The organism is Yeosuana aromativorans (assembly GCF_014646655.1).
In the GTDB taxonomy this organism is placed as follows: domain Bacteria; phylum Bacteroidota; class Bacteroidia; order Flavobacteriales; family Flavobacteriaceae; genus Yeosuana; species Yeosuana aromativorans.
Genome location: NZ_BMNR01000003.1, coordinates 412,084 through 433,626, shown reverse-complemented (window position 1 = coordinate 433,626; position 21,543 = coordinate 412,084). Strand labels below are relative to the sequence as shown.

The 21,543-nt window shown below is 36.2% G+C and carries 15 protein-coding genes; 11 read left to right on the top strand and 4 right to left on the bottom strand.

The features are described from left to right. Positions 1-52 precede the first annotated feature (52 nt). The 4 genes from IEW94_RS08885 to IEW94_RS08865 all read left to right on the top strand — a co-directional run bounded on the left by IEW94_RS08885 (position 53) and on the right by IEW94_RS08865 (position 9,440). A complete protein-coding gene (locus IEW94_RS08885; RefSeq protein ID WP_188652111.1) occupies positions 53-4,582 on the top strand; it encodes a LamG domain-containing protein in 4,530 nt (1,509 codons plus the stop codon). Positions 4,583-4,699: 117 nt separating this feature from the next. Continuing rightward, on the top strand, positions 4,700-8,317 hold the full coding sequence (gene ileS, locus IEW94_RS08875; protein ID WP_229669491.1) for an isoleucine--tRNA ligase: 3,618 nt from the start codon (positions 4,700-4,702) through the stop codon (positions 8,315-8,317). Between the two features lie 6 nt (positions 8,318-8,323). Next, entirely contained in the window at positions 8,324-8,704 is a 381-nt protein-coding gene (locus tag IEW94_RS08870) for a TraR/DksA family transcriptional regulator (RefSeq protein WP_188652109.1), read from the top strand. A gap of 109 nt (positions 8,705-8,813) precedes the next feature. Continuing rightward, positions 8,814-9,440 (top strand): lipoprotein signal peptidase, encoded by a 627-nt coding sequence (locus IEW94_RS08865; RefSeq protein WP_188652107.1) that lies wholly within the window; start codon positions 8,814-8,816, stop codon positions 9,438-9,440. A 2-nt stretch (positions 9,441-9,442) separates the two neighbouring features. On the opposite strand, the gene IEW94_RS08860 is transcribed toward IEW94_RS08865, so the two are convergent. The 4 genes from IEW94_RS08860 to IEW94_RS08845 are packed head-to-tail and all read right to left on the bottom strand — an operon-like array spanning position 9,443 to position 12,302. Next, a complete protein-coding gene (locus IEW94_RS08860; RefSeq protein WP_188652105.1) occupies positions 9,443-10,006 on the bottom strand; it encodes a 5-formyltetrahydrofolate cyclo-ligase in 564 nt (187 codons plus the stop codon). Positions 10,007-10,011: 5 nt separating this feature from the next. Next, positions 10,012-10,986 (bottom strand): succinylglutamate desuccinylase/aspartoacylase family protein, encoded by a 975-nt coding sequence (locus tag IEW94_RS08855; protein ID WP_188652103.1) that lies wholly within the window; start codon positions 10,984-10,986, stop codon positions 10,012-10,014. A 9-nt stretch (positions 10,987-10,995) separates the two neighbouring features. Next, positions 10,996-11,868, bottom strand: coding sequence for a 30S ribosomal protein S6--L-glutamate ligase (gene rimK / locus IEW94_RS08850; protein WP_188652101.1), 873 nt, complete (start codon positions 11,866-11,868; stop codon positions 10,996-10,998). Beyond that, entirely contained in the window at positions 11,868-12,302 is a 435-nt protein-coding gene (locus tag IEW94_RS08845) for an ATP-dependent zinc protease family protein (protein WP_188652099.1), read from the bottom strand. The genes rimK and IEW94_RS08845 overlap by 1 nt, the downstream gene beginning before the upstream one ends. Before the next feature lie 108 nt (positions 12,303-12,410). Between IEW94_RS08845 and uvrC the strand changes: the two genes are divergently transcribed. The 7 genes from uvrC (at position 12,411) to IEW94_RS08810 (ending at position 21,543) form a co-directional block, all read left to right on the top strand. Next, a complete protein-coding gene (uvrC, locus tag IEW94_RS08840) occupies positions 12,411-14,204 on the top strand; it encodes an excinuclease ABC subunit UvrC (RefSeq protein ID WP_188652097.1) in 1,794 nt (597 codons plus the stop codon). Beyond that, positions 14,201-16,435, top strand: a complete 2,235-nt coding sequence (locus IEW94_RS08835; protein WP_188652095.1) for a patatin-like phospholipase family protein — start codon at positions 14,201-14,203, stop codon at positions 16,433-16,435. Before uvrC ends, IEW94_RS08835 begins: the two co-directional genes overlap by 4 nt. A gap of 183 nt (positions 16,436-16,618) precedes the next feature. Then, positions 16,619-17,665 (top strand): glycosyltransferase family 9 protein, encoded by a 1,047-nt coding sequence (locus IEW94_RS08830; RefSeq protein ID WP_188652092.1) that lies wholly within the window; start codon positions 16,619-16,621, stop codon positions 17,663-17,665. A gap of 181 nt (positions 17,666-17,846) precedes the next feature. After that, complete coding sequence (locus IEW94_RS08825; protein WP_188652090.1) at positions 17,847-19,004, top strand: homogentisate 1,2-dioxygenase; 1,158 nt, start codon at positions 17,847-17,849, stop codon at positions 19,002-19,004. Between the two features lie 39 nt (positions 19,005-19,043). Continuing rightward, positions 19,044-19,403, top strand: coding sequence for a four helix bundle protein (locus IEW94_RS08820; protein ID WP_188652088.1), 360 nt, complete (start codon positions 19,044-19,046; stop codon positions 19,401-19,403). Between the two features lie 44 nt (positions 19,404-19,447). Further along, positions 19,448-20,608 (top strand): 4-hydroxyphenylpyruvate dioxygenase, encoded by a 1,161-nt coding sequence (gene hppD / locus IEW94_RS08815; RefSeq protein ID WP_188652086.1) that lies wholly within the window; start codon positions 19,448-19,450, stop codon positions 20,606-20,608. A gap of 152 nt (positions 20,609-20,760) precedes the next feature. After that, positions 20,761-21,543, top strand: a complete 783-nt coding sequence (locus IEW94_RS08810; protein ID WP_188652084.1) for a DUF3108 domain-containing protein — start codon at positions 20,761-20,763, stop codon at positions 21,541-21,543.

Below are 21,543 nucleotides of genomic sequence, written 5' to 3'. Positions count from 1 at the left end.
GGTAGTTCTTCTTATGTGTTAATTAAATGGTCCTAAATAAGAAACTTAACCTATGAAACCAAATTATTACAATATCAGCTATTTGTTACTTATAATGGTTGTTGTTGAATTTTTGACATCAAATCATCTTCAAGCTCAGTATTGTACACCAAACAACATTAACAACTATTGGAATTTTTATATCTCAAATGTCACGTTAGGAAGCATTGATAATTCTAGTTCTGGTACTACGGGTAATTACAAGTATTATTCATCAGTAGCGGCAACAGATATCACTGTTGGCGAAACAATTAATGGTTCTGTAGACATAACACTTGATGGTTGGAATAGGAGAACAAACACCGTTGTTGTTTGGATGAATTTTAACACAAACGAGGATAATGACTTTGAGGATAGTGGAGAACGTTTTTTGTTTACTTTTAAGGATGATAATTCTGTAAGCGGAAACAAAACAGTAAATGTGCCAATTAGTATTGCTGTCCCTTCCACGGCACAATTAGGTTCTTCAAGAATGCGCGTCGGTCTCATTACAGATAGTAGTGGTTTCACGCCCTGCGATTATAATTGGAAATCTGGAGAGGTTGAAGATTACAACATCAATTTTAAATCGAATGTTTCTAGTCAAGACACAGATGGTGATGGCGTTACTGATGATGTAGATTTAGACAATGATAATGATGGTATTTTAGACTCACAAGAGAACAATATACTAAGTTACGGTGGTTTTGAAAACGTTCCTGTGCTAAACAATGGTAATAATCAAGCTGGACAGGGTGTTAATGCAACAACCATTTTACCTTGGATCTTAATCCCCGGTGGGTTAGGGTCTGGTGGGACACCAAATGTTGTTCAAGTTGATGGCGATGTCTATAATTATGGAAATGGAGGGCCTCCATTTGATGCTGACCTTAATACAAATACTGTTGGATTTAAACAGCACTATTTTGATATTAATGGGAACGCAGATGTATACCAATCATTTAAAATTACCTCAACAACCAATATAACGTATTCGGGGTATTTTTCACCTAGAGATAATAATAATTCGGCAACTGCTAAAATTGCTATTTATTCAGGTATAGGAAATGATCACACTGGAGCTACTCTGGTGACTGATACTGGAACAATAGCCATACCAATTCAAAATGGATCGTCTAAAGCAACACCTTGGACCTTGGTTCAGGGAACGGTTACGCTAAGCCCAGGAACCTATTCATATGTAGTAACCATGTCCAACTATGGGAATTTTGATGAAGGATCTGTAAAAGTAACCGATTCAAATTTAGATACCGATGGTGATGGTATTGCAAATATATATGATCTAGATAGTGACAACGATGGTATTTTTGATGCTGAGGAAGCAGGTCATGGACAAAGCAATACAAACGGTGTAGTCAGTAATGTTGTTGGTACAGATGGTATTCCAGATGTTGTTCAAGATTCACCCAATTCAGGTACTATTAATTATGTTGTAGCCGAGAGTTTAAATGATTCTGATTATATTTTGAATTTTTTGGATATAGATAGTGATGGTGACGGAATACCTGATAACGTAGAAGCACAACCAACCATTGGATATGTCCCACCAAGTAATGTAAGTACCAGCATAACTGACTCCAATAATAACGGAGTAGATGATGCATACGAATCTGCAATGGGAGGAACGGATATAAGCCAGTTGATTGATACTGATGGTGATGGTATAAAGGATTATTTGGATACTGACTCTGATAATGATGGTGTACTGGATATAGAAGAAAACGGACAAGCAAACACAACAACCAATATAGATGTTGATTGTGATGGTCTTGATGACAATCTAGATGCCATTACAAATTATCTTGATGTAAATGATGAAGTGTCAACAGGAGATATAAATGATCTCATCAATACATTTGGTGATGCTAATGGTGATGCAGATTCTGCAGGAGATTTAGATTACAGAGATGATTTTAATTCCAACCCAAGACCATCTGATGGGATGTTGTATTTTAATGGAGTAGATGATTACTTGTCAAGAAATTCAATTATTGATGGACTTAATGACGTTACTATCATGGCCTGGGTAAAGTCAGATTCAGGTAATTCTACAAACATGACTATTGCGGCGGAAGATGTTGCCTGTAAATTGTGGTTAAAAGATGGTGATATCCCAACATTTACCATACGAACAAAAGATTCTGAAAAATCAGCAGGTGGTTGTAAAAGTTGTAATGCCATTAATTTTGATGAATGGCACCATCTTGCTGGAAGTTACTCCAGTTCAACAGGTATCATAAAACTTTACATTGATGGCGCCTTGGTAAAAACAAAAAACATTGGGAAAAAGGGAAATCCAATAACTACATCAAATAATGCCAATGGAACCTTTGAAATAGGACGATTTTCAAATACGTTGACCGATGGAGAATACTTTAAGGGAAATATTGATGAAGTTAGAATATTTGATACCTCATTAACTGATAGTCAAATACAACAAATGGTGTACCAGGAAATTGAAAACAACTCAGGAAACATACAAGGCGTTACCATACAGAAAGATATAGAAGATATATCTTCAAAAAATAAGTTGCAATGGACAGATTTGCTGGCGTACTATCCAATGACCTACATTCACAGTGGATCAATTTCTGACCATTCAGGTAACGGGCATACAATGAACATCCATAACATTAAGGATGTTCAGGAGCAAACGGCTCCTTTGCCCTATAAAACAATTTCAGACGGTAATTGGTCAAGCCAATCAACATGGTTGCATGGCGATGTTTGGGACATTGGAGATGTGGCAAACCTTAAAGATTGGTGCATCGTGAAAATTTCCAATGATATCACAGTAAATAATTCCATTATAACCAATGGATTAATTATAGATTCAGACCGTACACTAACTGTCCAAGGAGACAATCTTGTTGAAAATTCTTGGTATTTTGAGTTAAACGGCACCTTAGACCTTCAAGGAGATTCGCAATTAATACAAACGTCAACCAGTGATTTGGTAACATCGGCAACAGGTAAAATTTTAAGACGTCAAGAAGGTGTGTCCAGCTCATATTGGTATAACTATTGGTGCTCTCCAGTAGGAGCCGCTGCTGCAACAACCTTAATGGATAATAATGCAGCAACAAATAATTCCAATAATACAGATTTCAGATTAGAACTACTTAAAGATGGTACAGATTTTCCTGTACAGTTTACCACAGCGTATTCTCAAGCTGGCTACATAAGCACCTATTGGTTGTATACATATATGAATGGTGTAACGTATTGGGATTGGGCAAAATTAACTCCTAAATCTAACATTAAGCCGGGCGTTGGCTACACCCAAAAGGGGTCAGGTAATGGAGGAACCGAAGAACAATATATATTTGAAGGGAAACCCAATAATGGTACCATATTAGTTGATGTATTGGACAAAGGAGGCCCAGGTTCAGTGGTTTCGGTTTCAGCAACCACTAGTTTATTAGGAAACCCTTACCCGTCGGCACTGGATATTTATAAATTTATTGATGACAACAAAGGCGTTATTAAAGGGGATTTGCAATTATGGCAACAATGGGCAGGGAGTTCCCATAACTTAAAAGATTATGAAGGAGGCTATGCACAAGTTAATAAACTGGGTGGTGTTAGGGCCTATCAATTTGTTGGTCTTAATGGGGCAAAAGGGTCCCAAAACGGAACAAAAACACCAACACGGTACTTGCCCGTTGGTCAAGGCTTTATAGTAGAGGTTGTCAAAGATGGAACCATAGAGTTTAATAATGATCAAAGAGTTTTTATAAAAGAAGCAGACTTTGTAGAGGGCAACTATAATAACGGATCAGCATTTTTTAAATCAAGCAATACAAAGTCAAAAGAAGCAGCCACTACTTCAAATGAAGTAATAGCCAACGAAATTCAAAAAATCCGTTTGGATTTTAGTTCTGTTGAAGGCCCTAAAGCACACCGTGAATTACTATTAGGCTTTAGTGACATTACTTCAGATGATTATGATTACGGGTATGATGCCGAATGTGGAGAAGTAAATAATAATGATTTAAACCTTAATCTTGATGGAAAAAACATGAACATTCAAGCGTATGGACCCATTACAGATGATAAAGTTATTCCATTAAACTTTAAGTCGTCAGGAAATAACACGTTTGAACTTAAAATGTCTGATATTGTGGGGATTGATAGTAGTCAAGAAATTTATTTAAAGGACAACATGACAGGTGAATATTTTGATTTAAAACAAAATCAAGCATATAGATTTACTTCAGAAGCTGGAAAATTTAATAAAAGATTTGAAATTGTTTTTCAATCTGAAGCAACAACGCTTGGTGTTGAAGAGGCTAAGGCTACTGAAAACTTTGTTTATTATCAAAACAACACACATTCATTATTTGTCAAGAAGTTAAATGGTTCAGTCACTAGGTTTTCGCTAATAAACATTGCGGGGCAGTCTGTTTTAGACCTCAATGACGTGTCTCAAGAAACATTAAATAACGGACTTAAAATACCGAATGTGCAATCAGGAACCTATATTGCCTGGTTTAGAACAGACACAAATCAAGTTTTTACTAAAAAAATAATTGTGAATTAATCATTAAACAATAAAAACTAAAAAGCCAAAACAATTGTTTTGGCTTTTTTTTTGTTTTAAGATTATCCATTTAAGGATAATTCCTTAATTTCGCACCTCGATTAGAAATTGGATATAATGAACGCGAAATTTCCTGAATATAAAGGACTTGACTTACCAAAAGTTGCAGAAGAAATCCTCAACTATTGGCAAGATAATAACGTATTTGAAAAAAGTGTTTCCACTAGAGAAAGCCATAAATCTTATGTGTTTTTTGAGGGGCCACCTTCTGCTAATGGTCTTCCAGGAATTCACCATGTTATGGCTCGTGCGATTAAAGATATTTTCTGTCGTTATAAAACCCAAAAAGGGTATCAAGTTAAGCGTAAAGCTGGTTGGGATACCCATGGATTGCCCATAGAGTTAGGTGTTGAAAAAGAACTGGGCATCACTAAAGAAGACATTGGTAAAACCATTTCGGTGGAGGATTATAACGCTGCCTGCAGAAAAGCCGTGATGCGTTATACCGATATCTGGAACGACCTGACCGAGAAGATGGGCTATTGGGTAGATATGGATGACCCATATATTACCTATGAACCTAAGTACATGGAAAGTGTTTGGTGGTTGCTCAAACAAATTTATGATAAGAATTTGTTGTACAAAGGATATACCATCCAACCCTATTCACCAAAAGCAGGAACGGGTTTAAGTTCGCATGAGTTGAACCAACCTGGAACGTATCAGGATGTTACCGACACTACCGTGGTGGCACAGTTTAAGGCCAAACCAGAATCGCTTCCAAGTTTTTTACAAAATGAAGGCGATATTCACTTTTTAGCTTGGACGACCACACCTTGGACCTTGCCAAGTAACACGGCTTTAACCGTTGGTCCAAAAATTGAGTATGTGTTGGTTGAAACCTATAACCAATATACGTTTGAACCCATAAAAGTGGTATTAGCTAAAAAGTTAGTTAACTATCAGTTTTCAGGAAAGTATTTTGAAGTTCTGAACGAAACTGACTTTAGTAAGTTTAATAATATTGTTAAAGAGGAAGAAGGACTAGATGCTAAAGAAAGACTTTCATTAATTCTTAGTAGAGAAATTACTCAATCTGATTGGGATAATATTTGGCAAATTTTTGTTAATAAAAAGAAATTATCTGATTTAGAAAAGCTAAGCATATTAATAGAATTAGGCTACGATTTTGATGAAAAGCATATAAAATCAATAAATAATTCTGATGTTCAAAAAGTAAGCGGAAAAATCCCTTTCCGTGTTATTGCCGAATGTAATGGTTCAGATTTAGTCGGCATTACATACGAACAATTATTACCCTATGCCTTGCCATACAACAATCCCGAACATGCTTTTAGAGTGATTTCCGGGGATTTTGTAACCACAGAAGATGGTACCGGAATTGTACACACAGCTCCGACTTTTGGTGCCGATGATGCTTTGGTAGCGAAACAAGCTGTTCCTGAAGTGCCGCCTATGTTGGTAAAGGACGAAAACGGCAACTTAGTTCCTTTGGTCAATTTACAAGGTAAGTTCAGACCAGAAATGGGTGAATATGCCGGTAAGTATGTCAAGAACGAATATTACAATGATGGCGAAGCACCTGAGCGTTCGGTTGATGTTGAATTGGCCATCAAACTAAAAGAAGAAAACAAAGCCTTTAAGGTTGAAAAATATAAACACAGCTATCCAAACTGTTGGCGAACCGATAAACCTATTTTATATTATCCATTGGATTCTTGGTTCATAAAAGTGACCGATGTAAAGGACCGGATGTTTGAGTTGAATGAAACCATTAACTGGAAACCAAAAGCAACAGGAACGGGTCGTTTTGGAAACTGGTTGGCCAATGCCAACGATTGGAACTTATCGCGGTCTCGTTACTGGGGTATTCCATTACCAATTTGGAGAACCGAAGACGGTAAAGAAGAAATCTGCATTGGTTCGGTTGAAGAGCTGAAAAGTGAAATGCAAAAGGCCGTTTTGGCAGGTGTGCTTTCAAAAGATATTTTTGAGGATTTTGAAGTCGGCAATAATTCCGAAGAGAACTATGCCAAAATCGATTTGCATAAAAACATCGTTGACGAGATTGTATTGGTTTCTCCATCAGGAAAACCCATGAAACGCGAAAGCGATTTGATTGATGTGTGGTTTGATTCGGGTTCTATGCCGTATGCACAATGGCATTATCCGTTTGAGAATAAAGAAAAAATAGATGGACATAAATCCTATCCAGCAGATTTTATAGCTGAAGGAGTGGACCAAACACGAGGCTGGTTCTATACGCTTCATGCTATTGCAACCATGGTATTTGATTCGGTAGCCTATAAAAATGTGGTGTCCAATGGATTGGTACTGGATAAAAACGGACAAAAAATGTCCAAGAGACTTGGTAATGCGGTTGATCCGTTTGAAACGTTGTCAACCTATGGAGCCGATGCTACGCGTTGGTACATGATCAGCAATGCCAACCCTTGGGACAATTTAAAGTTTGATTTAGAAGGAATTGAAGAAGTGAAACGTAAGTTCTTTGGAACATTGTATAATACCTATTCGTTTTTTGCACTGTATTCAAATCTTGATGAATTCAAATATACAGAAACAGATATTCCATTACAAGAGCGACCTGAGATTGACCGTTGGATTTTATCTGAATTACATACCTTGATTAAAAAGGTAGATGAATTTTATGCTGATTATGAACCCACAAAAGCGGCACGGGTTATTTCAGACTTTACACAAGACTATTTAAGTAACTGGTATGTGCGTTTAAGCAGAAGACGTTTCTGGAAAGGGGATTACCAACAAGATAAAATTTCGGCATACCAAACACTTTATACGTGTATGGCCACCATAGCAAAGTTAGGAGCACCTATTGCGCCATTCTTTATGGATAGGTTGTATATGGATTTGAATACTGTAACCGGCAAAGAATCTTTTGAAAGTGTTCATTTAGCTGATTTCCCTGTTTTTGATGCGTCTTATGTCGATAAATCCCTGGAGCGTAAAATGGAGAGCGCACAAACAATATCATCATTGGTACTCTCGTTAAGAGCTAAGGAGAAGATCAAGGTGCGCCAACCGCTTCAAAAAATCATGATACCCATTACCAGCAAACAGCAAAAAGAAGAAATTCTAGCGGTATCCAATTTGATAAAACACGAAGTCAACGTCAAGGATATTGAACTGCTGGAAGATGCCTCTGATATTCTTGTCAAGCAAATAAAACCCAATTTTAAAACCTTGGGACCACGTTTTGGAAAAGACATGAAAGCCATTGCCAATGCAGTAATTAACTTTAATGCAGAAGATATTAACAAAATAGAACAAAGTGGGCATTTGGACATTGATATTAATGGAAAAAATATAACTTTAGCCCTCGATGATGTAGAAATTACATCACAAGACATTGAAGGATGGTTAGTTGCAAATGAAGGGTCTTTAACAGTAGCGCTTGATGTTACCATTACCGATGATTTGCGTAAAGAAGGAATTGCTCGCGAGTTAGTAAACAGAATTCAAAATTTACGAAAAGATTCAGGTTTTGAAGTAACCGATAGAATTGATGTGGCTCTTCAAAAAGACGATAAGATTATTAAGGCTGTAGAAACAAACATGTCGTATATTAAAGCAGAGACACTGACCGAAGAACTTGAAATTATGGATCACTTAAACAATGGTATTGATATTGTATTTGATGATGTAAATACAAAATTGTTTATTAAAAAACATTAAAAAATTATGAGCACAGATACGGTAAGATATTCAGATAAGGATTTGGCTGAATTCAAAGAGTTAATCAAAGAAAAAATTCAAAAGGCACAACACGATTTAGAGCTTATTAAAAGTGCGTATATGAACGACCACAACAATGGTACCGAAGATACGTCACCAACATTCAAGGCCTTTGATGAAGGTAGTGAGGTTATGAGTAAAGAATCCAATTCGCAATTAGCGATTAGACAGGAAAAGTTTATCCGTGATTTAAAAAATGCCTTGATTCGTATAGAGAACAAAACCTATGGTGTATGTCGTGTTACAGGAAAACTGATTAACAAAGAACGATTAAAGTTGGTTCCTCATGCCACCTTGAGTATTGAAGCAAAAAATATGCAACAATAAACGCTTGAAAAAACTATATTTGAAACGTCTCAAAACACTGGGACGTTTTTTGTTTTATTAATCTTGCACCCTTACAAAGTCTAAAGGTCTTTTGTGAAATATTACCACTATGTCGCTTAAAAAATCCATTTTAATAATCATCCTGATTTTACTTGTTGACCAAATTAGCAAGTTCTACATAAAAACACATTTTGCTCTAGGAGATGAGTTTAGAGTTTTTCATTGGTTTCGTATTTATTTTGTTGAAAATGATGGCATGGCTTGGGGCACAAAAATCAGTGATTTTTTATCATTTGTGTCAGACAGAGCTGCTAAAATAGCGCTGACCGTATTTAGGATTGTGGCCATTTTTGGTATTGGTTATTGGTTGTATGATGCTACCAAAAAGAAAAGCCCTATGATATTTTTAATAGCCATTGCGCTTATTTTTGCAGGCGCTCTTGGTAATATTATAGATTCTGTGTTTTATGGCTTGTTGTTTAATGACAGTCACGGACAAATAGCAACGTTTTTACCAAGTACAGGGGGTTACGACGGATTACTACACGGAAAAGTGGTTGATATGCTGTATTTCCCTATTTGGAAAGGCTATTTGCCAGAGTGGCTGCCCGTTTTTGGTGGTAAGTTTTTTACCTTTTTTGAACCCGTTTTTAATGTAGCCGATATGTCCATAAGCACCGGGTTTATCATGCTATTGGTATTTAATAAAAAGGCGTTTCCTAAAAAAGAAGAGTAGTCTTAAAATCTATAAATGGTCTTGGGTGTTACACAATAGTTTAAAGTAACATCGTCTTTATGAATATCTGTAATGGAATCCTCAACTTCAAAAAAGGATAATCCAACAGTAATGATTTCAGGGGTGCATTTTGAAAGAAACCGATCGTAAAACCCTTTCCCATAACCAACTCGATTGCCATGATTGTCAAAAGCTAAAAGCGGGACAAAAACAACCTCAAGTTTGTTGGAAGGTATTTCAATACCATCAATAGGTTCTGGAATATGGTAACTGTTTTTTTTAATGACGGTATTGTCGGTTAACAGATAATTTGTCATTGTTCCTGACTTAAAATCACTTTTTGAAACGACGATGTTTTTGTCTTTGCCCGATAAGATATTCAAAATATAATCCGTATTGACTTCCTTTTTCTCTTCAATAGATAAAAACAGATGGTAATAGGTATATTCCCAAATAGGAAGCTTAAGCAATTGATTAGCAATGGCGATACTTAAATTATCCACTTGATTGCTTGACAAACCCTCACGAAGGATTTTATATTTTTTTCGCAATTCGGCTTTAGTCAAAACGATTAGCTTTTTAATTTTGTGGTAATGTGGAACAGCGCATCACCTTGATATACCAGCGAGGCTTCATTAAGATTGATGATGTAGCCATCAATGGATGATTTCACATTATAATGCACTTTTCCGTAAGGATCGGTTATTTGGCCAATAACATCATCAATCCTAACTTTAGAATTCATGGTAACTCGCGCTTTAAACATCCCCGAATGTTTTGCCCTAACCCATTTACTGTCTTCAACAAATACCGTGGGCGTTTTTGGCGGACTTGTTTTTTTATTCACGTTCAACATATCAAAATGGTTCAAAATGCGTTTAGCCCCTTTAAGGCCAATTTTTGAGATGGTATCATCAACAAAAAATGACTTTCCACCTTCAAACAATAAAATGGGTTTACCAAGTTGCTGGCACGCATTTCTAAAGGATTTGCCTATGTTGTTGGAGTACAGCGTAAAAGGTGCTCCAAATATTGAAGCTAACTCATCTAGCTGTGGATCATCTTTTATTATTCTTATTTGAGCGGCATTAAATCGGCTAGCACCACCCGTATGAAAGTCAACAATTAAATCCACATCGGGAATAATTTCTGTCATCAATCTGTGGGCCACACGGCTGGCCAAAGAGCCATTGGCAGAGCCCGGGAACACACGGTTTAAATCCCGTCCATCAGGAAAACTTCTGGAGCTGTTTAAAAATCCAAACACATTAAGGATGGGCATGCAAATAATGGTGCCCCGTTTGGGTCTGTTTATTTTTTTTGCAATAAGTTGGCGAACAATGTCAACACCGTTTATTTCATCCCCATGAATACCAGCTGTAAACAATATGGTAGGCCCAAGTTTTTTAGAGCGTTCTATAATTACAGGAACTTCAATAATGGTTGCCGTGTGTAGTTTGGCAATGTTAAAATTGATTTCTTTCGAGGCTCCTAAAGGGATTTCATGACCTAAAATTGAAATAACACGTTTGTAATTTTTAGCCATAATTGCAGATTATACGTTTCGCTCTATGTAACGAATAATGGATTTTGCAATATCTTTTTTTGTGGCCAACTCAATACCTTCCAAACCGGGAGATGAGTTCACCTCTAAAATCAAAGGGCCTCGTGCTGATTGAAGCATATCAACACCACAAATGCCTAAACCAAGGGCTTTAGCAGCTTTAAGAGCAGCGTTTTCTTCTTCATCGGACAATTGGATAATTGTAGCACTGCCACCTCGGTGTAAATTAGATCGGAACTCACCAACTTTTCCTTGACGTTTCATGGCACCCACCACGTTACCATCGACTACAAACGCCCTGATATCGGCTCCTTTTGATTCCTTAATGAATTCTTGAACAATGACTCGGGCTTGCAACCCATTAAAAGCTTCTAAAACCGATTCGGCCGCATTATTGGTTTCTGCCAATACAACACCCAAACCTTGTGTGCCTTCCAACAATTTAATCACTAAAGGAGCGCCGCCCACATAATTGATGATTTCAGCAACATCTTTGGTATAGTTTGAAAACACGGTTTTGGGCATGCCCAAACCAGCACGCGATAACACTTGTAAACTCCTTAGTTTATCACGTGATCGAACCAAAGCTTGTGATTCAACCGTTGAAAACACTTTCATCATTTCAAATTGTCGCACTACAGCCGTTCCATAAAAGGTGACACTGGCTCCAATTCTGGGGATGATGGCATCAATGTTTTCAATGTGTTTTCCTTTGTATAAAATGGCCGGATTCTTTTTTTCAATAATAATCTCGCACTTTAAAGGGTCAATAATCTCAACATGGTGTTTGCGCTGTACAGCAGCTTCAACGAGTCTTTGGGTAGAATATAGATGAGGATTTCTTGATAATATTACAATATTCATTAGCTATTGTTTTGTTCTTTAGTTTTAAAAGATAAGTTTTTTAAATTGACATCCACAACAAACTTTTTGTTTAAAAAGCGCCGCCCAATCAAAATGGGATATTTCATGTCATCTCTGGTGCTTAAGGTCAAGTTTATTTTGTATTTTTTATTGAAAATCAACATGGTGGTCTTTACCTTATACCGTTGTTGTACTATGCCATTACTACTTTTAACCTTAGCAATATCATAGGTTTTAAAAATAATTTCTTTACCGTTATAAAGTGGATGGCCTTTGTCATAAAAAGTACATTTTAGCACACCATCCTCGACATGTACCTTGTGGCAATGTATGGAAGAGGTGTAAGCACCTGTGTCAATTTTTACATCAATATCAAATAAACCAAGCAGGGGAAAATCAGCTTTATCTATTCTACCAATAACTTTTTTAGGCATTGTTAAATTTAAAATAGTCATGCAAGGTAACAAAAAAATGAATGTTAAATTAAACTCAAAAAGCGGATAACATTGAAATGTTTTTGGATATGTGTTATCTTTGGATGTATGAGTCAGCCTACTTTGGAAATCCAACTACAAACGCTACCTAATCAGCCAGGGGTGTATCAGTATTTTGATGCAGAAGGTACTATTATTTATGTTGGAAAGGCCAAAAATTTAAAGAAAAGGGTGTCATCTTATTTTACAAAAACACATGATAATGGCAAGACCCGTGTTTTGGTAAAAAAAATAGCAACCATAAAACATATTGTAGTTGACACTGAGACTGATGCACTGCTTTTAGAAAACAACCTAATCAAAAAATATAAACCCCGCTATAATGTCATGTTAAAAGACGACAAATCCTACCCATGGATTTGTATTAAAAATGAAAGGTTCCCTAGGGTGTTCTCAACACGACGGGTTATAAAAGATGGTAGTGAATATTTTGGCCCTTATACCAGTATGAAAACCGTTTCAACTTTAATGGACTTGATAAAAGGGCTCTACCAATTGCGGAATTGTAATTATGATTTGTCTGAAGAAAAAATTAAAAATGGGAAATATTCGGTGTGTTTGGAGTACCATTTAGGGAATTGTAAAGGCCCATGCGAAGGTTATGAAACTGAAGACGAATACAATGAAAACATCCTGGCCATCAAAGAGATTTTAAAAGGGAACTTTAAAGATTCGTTGACACAGTTTAAGCAGCAGATGAAACAATATGCTGAAGAGATGCATTTTGAAGAGGCTCAAAAAATAAAGGAAAAAATTGAAGTCCTTGAAAATTACCAATCAAAATCAACCATTGTCAATCCAAAAATCAGTAATGTAGATGTGTTTTCCATAGTGAGTGACGAAAGCTATGGCTATGTCAATTTTTTGCAATTATCATATGGCTCCATCATTCGGTCACATACCTTGGAAATAAAAAAGAAATTGGACGAATCTGATAAAGAATTGTTAGAGTTGGCCATTACAGAGATTAGGCAACGGTTCCATTCAAAATCAAAAGAGATTTATGTGCCGTTTCAAGTTGATTTGGGCGAAGACATCAAAGTATCGGTTCCAAAATTAGGCGATAAAAAACACATTTTGGATTTATCGCTTCGCAATGCAAAATATTACAGAATGGAACAGCTCAAACAGATAAAAATCATAGATCCTGATAGACATGTTAACAGGATTATGGCGCAAATGAAAGCAGACTTGCGTTTAAAGGTTGAGCCCAGACATATAGAGTGTTTTGATAATTCCAACATTCAAGGAACCAACCCTGTGGCGGCTTGTGTGGTATTTAAGAACGGGAAACCTAGCAAGAAGGATTACCGACATTTTAACATAAAAACCGTTGAAGGGCCAAATGATTTTGCATCGATGGAAGAAGTTGTTTACAGGCGCTACAAACGGTTGTTGGATGAAAACCAATCCTTACCTCAATTAATTATTATTGATGGTGGTAAAGGACAATTATCGTCAGCTTTAAAAGCTTTGGACGACTTACAGTTGCGAGGTAAAATAGCCATTATAGGAATTGCTAAACGTTTAGAAGAATTATTCTATCCAAATGATCCAATTCCCTTATATTTAGATAAGAAAAGTGAAACCCTTAAAATCATCCAACAATTGCGAAATGAGGCGCATCGATTTGGAATAGAACACCATAGAAATAAGCGGAGTAAAAGTGCTTTAAATACAGAATTGGAAACCATTCCGGGCATAGGAGAAAAGACCGTAGTAGAATTGTTAAAACAATTTAAATCTGCAAAACGCGTGGCTCATGCTAAATTGGATGAATTGGAATTGATTGTAGGGAATTCTAGAGCTGAAAAAATATATAACTATTACCATAATAAATGAAACACAGCTTACTTATATTATTATTCTTTATTTATTTCATTGGGTTTTCTCAAGAGCTTGATAAAGATGATATTAAAGTAGGTCTTGTGCTTAGTGGTGGTGGTGCCAAAGGGTTGGCGCATATAGGCGTTTTAAAAGTCATTGATGAATTAGGTATTCGTGTGGATTATGTTGCAGGCACCAGCATGGGGGCTATCATTGGGTCGTTGTACGCCTCTGGTTACACAGGTAATCAAATAGATTCTATTTTCAAGGCAGCCAATTTTGATGACCTTATAAACGACAATTTACCTAGGGCGGCCAAAACATTTTACGAACGGGAAAATTCTGAAAAATATGCAGTGACATTACCGTTTGATCATTACAAGATTAAATTACCGTCAGCGCTTTCAAGAGGCCAAAATGCTTTTGGGTTAATGTCAAAATTAACTTTGCCGGTCAATAGTATTGAGAATTTCAAGGACCTTCCTATTCCGTTTTTTTGCATTGCAACCGATGTAGAGACTGGTCAACAAGTTATTTTGGATAAAGGAAATTTGGCGCAATCGGTCATGGCCAGTGGGGCGCTTCCCTCATTGTACCAACCCGTTGTTATTAATGATCAGGTTTTGGTTGATGGCGGTGTTGTTAATAATTATCCAATTGATGAACTCAAAGCAAAAGGCGTTGATGTTATCATTGGTGTTGATGTGCAGGATACATTGGCAACAAGGGATGAATTAAACTCTGCTCCTGAGATTTTACTTCAAATCAATAATTACAGAACCATCAGGGATATGAAAGTGAAGTCTAAAAAAACAGACATTTATATAAAACCAGATGTAGGTGATTATACGCTTGTTTCTTTTAGTGAAGGCCAAAAACTTGTTCAGCTGGGTGGCTTAGCTGCATTAAAGCATAGTGAAGCCTTACACCAAATTGCAATGCACCAATCAAAAGAAAACAGAAAAAAGATACATATAAAGCCTATTGATAGTATCAAGATCAATTCTATTTCCATTAAAGGGAACACAAATTATACAAGGGCTTATGTTTTGGGAAAACTAAAACTAAAGAATAACCAAAAGATAAGTTACAATGATTTTAATAAAGGCATCAACAACTTGGTGGCCACAAATAACTTTGACAGCTTTTTATACGAATTAAAGCCTACCCAATATGATGATGGTTACAATTTAAACGCTGAAGTAAAAGAAAGTTCAAAAACCACCTTTTTAAAAGCGGGAGTCCATTATGATAAGTTGTACAAAAGTTCTGCGTTATTAAACATCACAAAAAAGCGATGGCTCATGAAAAATGACGTGGCTTCATTAGACCTTATTCTTGGTGATAATATTCGGTATAATTTGGAATATTATATTGACAACGGTTTTTATTGGAGTGTTGGTTTTAAATCAAGGTACAATGAGTTTAACAAAAACATCTTGGCTCAATCAATTTTAACACCTGAACAATTAACTGCAATGAACGTCAATAAACTAGATGTCACATTAAAAGATTTTACCAATCAGTTTTATTTGCAAACACTCTTTAGAAAAGACTTTTCCCTAACTCTGGGAGCCGAGCAAAAGTATTTGAAAATTACTTCGGAAACCATTCTTACAAACACAAATAATGAAGAGACCACGTTTGAAAAAAGTAATTATTACAGTTTGTTTGGAAAGCTAAAATTTGACACCTACGATAATTTTCATTTCCCCACAGAAGGGTTTTTGTTTGACGGCGATTTTCACATGTACCTTTACTCGTCTGATTATAACAAGAATTTTTCTCCGTTTTCCATTGCTAAAGCCACTATTGGTTATACCCAAAGCTTATCTAAAAAGGTCTCGGCAAATTTAACGGCACAAGGCGGTTTTAAAATTGGGGAAAGCGCTGGTGGACCCTATCTCAATTTTGCGTTAGGAGGATATGGTAATCATTTGATCAATAATTTAATCCCTTTTTATGGCTATGATTTTATTTCACTGGCGGCCAATAGTTTTGTAAAATCAACATTGACTGTGGATTATGAAATTTTCAAAAAAAACCACCTTAATATAGCCGGCAACATAGCCAACGTAGAAGACAATCTTTTTGAAACAGGAAACTGGTTTTCTGCACCAACTTATACGGGATATGCGCTGGGATATTCTTTAGAAACCTTTATTGGCCCTATAGAAGCAAAGTATTCATGGTCTCCAGAAACAAAACAAGGTTTTTGGTTTTTTAATGTTGGATTTTGGTTTTAATAGTTAGTTGTAATATGTGATTCACATGTTAGGCTAAAAACCCATAATAAAGTACTTTTGCAAAATTAATCTTTATGGAACAGAGCAACTAATGAAACATTCATTGCTAACCTTAAAACCACACTTCGGAATGACAATTTGGATGCCGCATCTGACCATTAAAAATCAAATAAATAGTAACAGATGAAAGTCTCAAAACGAATCAATATGTTAAGGATGCGAATCATGCATCGCTTAACAAAAAACATCGGGAATTCAAACAAAAAAATTAGTTTAAAGCCAGGTGAAAAACCAACTATTAAGCGTGTTTTAATTTCACGTCCCAATCACAGGTTAGGTAATCAATTGTTATTGACACCACTGGTTCAAGAAGTTACAAACACCTTTCCAGGTTGTAAAATTGATTTGTTTGTTAAAGGAGGTGTTGCCAATTTGGTATTTCAAAATTACGAACAAGTTGAAAACATCATACAGCTTCCAAGAAAACCATTCAACGAGCTTATAAAATATATAGGATGTTGGTTTAAGTTAAAAAAGCACACCTATGATTTGGTTATTAATGGTGATAAAAATTCGTCTTCCGGAAGGCTGTCTACACAATTGGTTAATGCCCCGTTTAAAGTGTTTGGTGAAACGGATAATAATTTGGAATCTAAATTTGATGATTATGACCACATAGCAAAATATCCCGTGTATCATTTAAGGGACTATTTAAAAACCTTAGGCTTTCCAGAAAACAAAACGCCTATTGCAACACTAAACATTAAACTGAGCGCTGATGAAATCAGTGCCGGTAAAGCCATTTTAAAAGGTGTTGTAAAAAACGACAAACCAACCATTTGTATTTACACAAATGCAACAGGAGATAAGATTTATGATGAAGATTGGTGGGCTATTCTTTATGAGCGTTTAAAAACTGATTTTCCAAATTATAACATCATGGAGTTACTGCCCATTGAGAACATTTCAAAAATTAATTTTAAGGCACCAACATTTTACAGCAAAGATGTACGTGAGATGTGTGGTCTTTTGGCCAACACAGCCGTTTTTATAGCGCCTGATAATGGGGTTATGCATTTGGCAAGTGCGTCGCAAATTCCAGTCGTTGGGTTTTTTAAGGTTACCAAACTTGAAAAATATCAGCCGTATGGCAATAATAGCATAGCATTTAATACCAATGAGACAAATCTTAATGATTGGTTAAAAGGCATTCACAATATCTTGGATTAATATTTTTTTACGATATTTGGAGTGTATGACACTCTTTTGGCAAGGCTTATTACAATATCTACACTATCTCATCAAGAGAAATCCTGAATGAGCATGCTTTTAGTATAATTTTACGTATCTTTTTAAGGTTTAAGGGTTTACGCTTTTAAACTTTGATTATTAATCTTAAAATTTAAAAGAAATGCCATTGTATCATAAATTAGGAAAGATTCCCCCCAAGCGGCACACACAGTTCAGAAAGCCAGATGGCAGTCTGTACTCTGAACAATTGTTCGGTACCATTGGCTTTGACGGTATGTCAACCAATAGTTACCACGAACAGCGCCCCACTCAAGTCAAGGAAATCAAAAAACAATACAGTGTGGTGCCAAAGATTGCTAAGGCCAATAATATACAGTCGTATCGGTTTAGAGGGTTTCAAATACAACCAGAGAACGATTATTTAGAAAGCAGAAAAACGGTTTTGACCAATAGTGACTGCTCTATTATCTTGGCCGCTCCAAAACAATCTGTGAAAGATTATTTTTATAAAAATACCGATGCTGACGAATTGATTTTCATTCACAAAGGCTCCGGAAAACTACGGACGCATTTAGGAAATATCGATTTTAAATATGGAGATTACCTATTAGTTCCAAGGGGCATTATTCATAAAATAGATTTTGATACAGAAGACAATAGGCTCTTTATTGTAGAATCACACAGACCTATTTACACGCCAAAAAAGTATAGAAATTGGTTTGGTCAATTGTTGGAGCATGCACCATATTGCGAACGCGATATTCGCAGACCAGAAGAACTGGAAACCTATAATGAAACAGGTGATTTCTTAATAAAAGTAAAAAAGCAAGGAGACATCATTGAAATGGTGTATGCCTCCCATCCGTTTGATGTGGTTGGGTATGATGGCTTTAACTATCCTTATGCATTCTCAATTCATGATTTTGAACCCATCACAGGCCGCATCCATCAACCGCCACCGGTCCACCAAACTTTTGAGACCGATGCCTTTGTGGTGTGCAGTTTTGTACCAAGGCTGTATGATTACCATCCGCAATCCATTCCAGCCCCCTATAATCACAGTAATATTGATAGTGACGAGGTGCTCTATTATGTAGATGGTGATTTTATGAGTAGAAATGATATTGATGCGGGTCACATATCGCTACATCCGGCAGGCATTCCACACGGGCCTCATCCCGGAGCGACTGAACGAAGTATTGGTAAAACAAAGACCGACGAGTTAGCAGTAATGGTTGACACCTTTAAACCGCTTATGGTCACCGAGGAGGCCATGAAAATAGCCGATGGGGATTATTATAAATCATGGTTGGAATAAAAAAAGCGAAAAGAGAGGCAAGAAAAGAGAAAACAGAAAATGGGTATTAGGAAAAGACATAATTACAAGAATTTGAAGATATGGCAGTTAGGCATTGAAATTGTAGATGATGTTTTTAGCCTAATGAAAGATTTTCCATTAGATGAAAAATTTGGCTTACATTCTCAAATTAGTAGAAGCTCAGTGTCTATACCCAGTAATATTGCCGAAGGTTCATCAAGAACAGATAAATCTTTTTCTCATTTTATAGATATTTCCCTTGGCTCATCATTCGAACTTGAGACACAATTAATAGTAGCTTTCAAACGCAATTATATTACACAAGAACAATTAACAAAGATTGAAGAAAAAATAGAAGAGTTTCAAAAAATGACAATGGGTTTTCAAAACAAACTCTAAAGTCTTTTGTCTCTGTTCTATCTTCTCTATTCAAAATTAAAAAAATGAGTAAACAAGTAAAATCAGTAGACTACGGTTTAGAAAAAATATTTGAAGGGGCACAGGACTTTCTGCCGCTTTTAGGCACCGATTATGTAGAATTCTATGTTGGCAATGCCAAACAGGCGGCTCATTATTATAAAACAGCCTTTGGGTTTCAATCCTATGCATACAAAGGTTTGGAGACTGGCTCAAAAGACTCGGTGAGTTATGTTTTAAAACAAGATAAAATCAGATTAGTACTCACCTCGCCACTAAATAGCAAATCACCAATTAACAATCATATTGTCAAACATGGCGACGGAGTAAAAGTCATAGCGCTTTGGGTAGAAGATGCCAGAAAGGCTTTTGAAGATACCACAAGCCGGGGCGCAAAACCCTATATGGAACCTGTTCTAGAGACCGATGAATTTGGTGAAGTGGTAAGATCGGGCATTTATACGTATGGTGAAACCGTTCACATATTTGTAGAACGAAAAAATTATCAAGGTGTCTTTTTACCGGGTTTCAAGAAATGGGAATCTGACTATAACCCATCACCGGTAGGACTTAAATTTATTGACCACATGGTTGGCAATGTAGGTTGGGGGCAAATGAACAACTGGGTAAAATGGTACGAGGATGTGATGGGCTTTGAAAATTTCTTGTCCTTTGATGACAAACAGATCCATACCGAGTATTCAGCATTAATGAGCAAAGTGATGAGCAATGGTAACGGACGGATTAAATTCCCAATAAATGAACCTGCCAAAGGCAAAAAACGCTCTCAAATTGAAGAATATCTTGATTTTTATGAAGGCGAAGGTGTTCAGCATATTGCTGTTGCAACAGATGATATTATTAAAACCGTAAGCCAACTAAAAGCCAGAGGCGTTGAGTTTTTACCACCGCCGCCACAAGCATACTATGATGATATTCCGAGACGGCTTGGAGAACATAAAAACATGATGCATGAAGACATGCGTGAACTTCAAAAGCTATCCATAATGGTCGATGCCGATGAAGAAGGCTATTTACTGCAAATTTTTACAAAACCTGTTGAAGACAGGCCAACCCTATTTTTTGAAATCATCCAACGTATGGGAGCCAAAGGTTTTGGTGCAGGAAATTTTAAAGCACTGTTTGAATCTATTGAACGTGAACAGGCAAACAGAGGCACACTTTAAGCAAAACAAATTCCTCATAATCAATAAACTCTATCATTTTATTTTGATGGAGTTTTTTTGTTTTAATACTTTTGGAACAATAATTGTAAAAATCTATTCTATACATAATAAAATAAATGTATTAAAGTTTACATTATATTTACCCCAAACAAATGAAGAGAAAACTACTTATAATACTATCAGTAATCACCATGCAAATGGCATTGTCACAAAATGATGCTTCATTTGGAGATGGTGAATGGTTTAAATTCAGGATGAGCTATAGTGGATTTTTAAAAGCAGGTAATGCCACACTATCGGTCAAAGAAACCAAATTGAATAACAAAGATGTTTTCCATGTGGTTGGAAAAGGTTGGACAACCGGGATGATCAAATGGTTTTTTAAAGTGAAAGATAGGTATGAAAGCTACTTTGATATAGAAACCCTCTTGCCTTACAAATTCATAAGAAATATAGATGAAGGCGGCTATACAAAAGACATTGAAATAGATTTTGACCACAATGAAAACAAAGCCTATGTCAATGATAAAAAAAACAATGTCAAAACGGTATATGCTACTACACCAAATATTCAAGACATGGTGTCAACCTATTACTATTTGCGTAATTCAATTAACCCAAGCGACCTAAAAAAGGGCGATGAGATAAGAACCGATATGTTTTTTGATAAAGAAAACTATGGTTTTAAACTAAAATATTTGGGAGAAGAAACCATTAGCACTGACTTTGGAAACATAGAATGTTTAAAATTCAGGCCCTATGTTATGGCAGGCCGTGTTTTTAAAGAGGAAGAAAGTTTAACGCTATGGGTTTCAAAAGACAAAAATAAATTACCTTTGCGCATCAGGGCAGATTTGGCCGTGGGATCTTTAAGGGCTGACCTTGAAGCTTTTAAAGGCTTGAAGCATTCTTTCAAAATACTTGTTGATAACTAA

Bases quoted from the DNA above. Each gene is read 5' to 3' on its own strand.
- IEW94_RS08820 (WP_188652088.1), top strand. From the start codon at position 19,044: ATGGGTATTAGGAAAAGACATAATTACAAGAATTTGAAGATATGGCAG.
- uvrC (WP_188652097.1), top strand. From the start codon at position 12,411: ATGAGTCAGCCTACTTTGGAAATCCAACTACAAACGCTACCTAATCAG.
- ileS (WP_229669491.1), top strand. From the start codon at position 4,700: ATGAACGCGAAATTTCCTGAATATAAAGGACTTGACTTACCAAAAGTT.
- IEW94_RS08810 (WP_188652084.1), top strand. From the start codon at position 20,761: ATGAAGAGAAAACTACTTATAATACTATCAGTAATCACCATGCAAATG.
- IEW94_RS08835 (WP_188652095.1), top strand. From the start codon at position 14,201: ATGAAACACAGCTTACTTATATTATTATTCTTTATTTATTTCATTGGG.
- IEW94_RS08865 (WP_188652107.1), top strand. From the start codon at position 8,814: ATGTCGCTTAAAAAATCCATTTTAATAATCATCCTGATTTTACTTGTT.
- rimK (WP_188652101.1), bottom strand. From the start codon at position 11,868: ATGAATATTGTAATATTATCAAGAAATCCTCATCTATATTCTACCCAA.
- IEW94_RS08825 (WP_188652090.1), top strand. From the start codon at position 17,847: ATGCCATTGTATCATAAATTAGGAAAGATTCCCCCCAAGCGGCACACA.
- IEW94_RS08845 (WP_188652099.1), bottom strand. From the start codon at position 12,302: ATGCCTAAAAAAGTTATTGGTAGAATAGATAAAGCTGATTTTCCCCTG.
- IEW94_RS08855 (WP_188652103.1), bottom strand. From the start codon at position 10,986: ATGGCTAAAAATTACAAACGTGTTATTTCAATTTTAGGTCATGAAATC.
- hppD (WP_188652086.1), top strand. From the start codon at position 19,448: ATGAGTAAACAAGTAAAATCAGTAGACTACGGTTTAGAAAAAATATTT.
- IEW94_RS08830 (WP_188652092.1), top strand. From the start codon at position 16,619: ATGAAAGTCTCAAAACGAATCAATATGTTAAGGATGCGAATCATGCAT.
- IEW94_RS08885 (WP_188652111.1), top strand. From the start codon at position 53: ATGAAACCAAATTATTACAATATCAGCTATTTGTTACTTATAATGGTT.
- IEW94_RS08870 (WP_188652109.1), top strand. From the start codon at position 8,324: ATGAGCACAGATACGGTAAGATATTCAGATAAGGATTTGGCTGAATTC.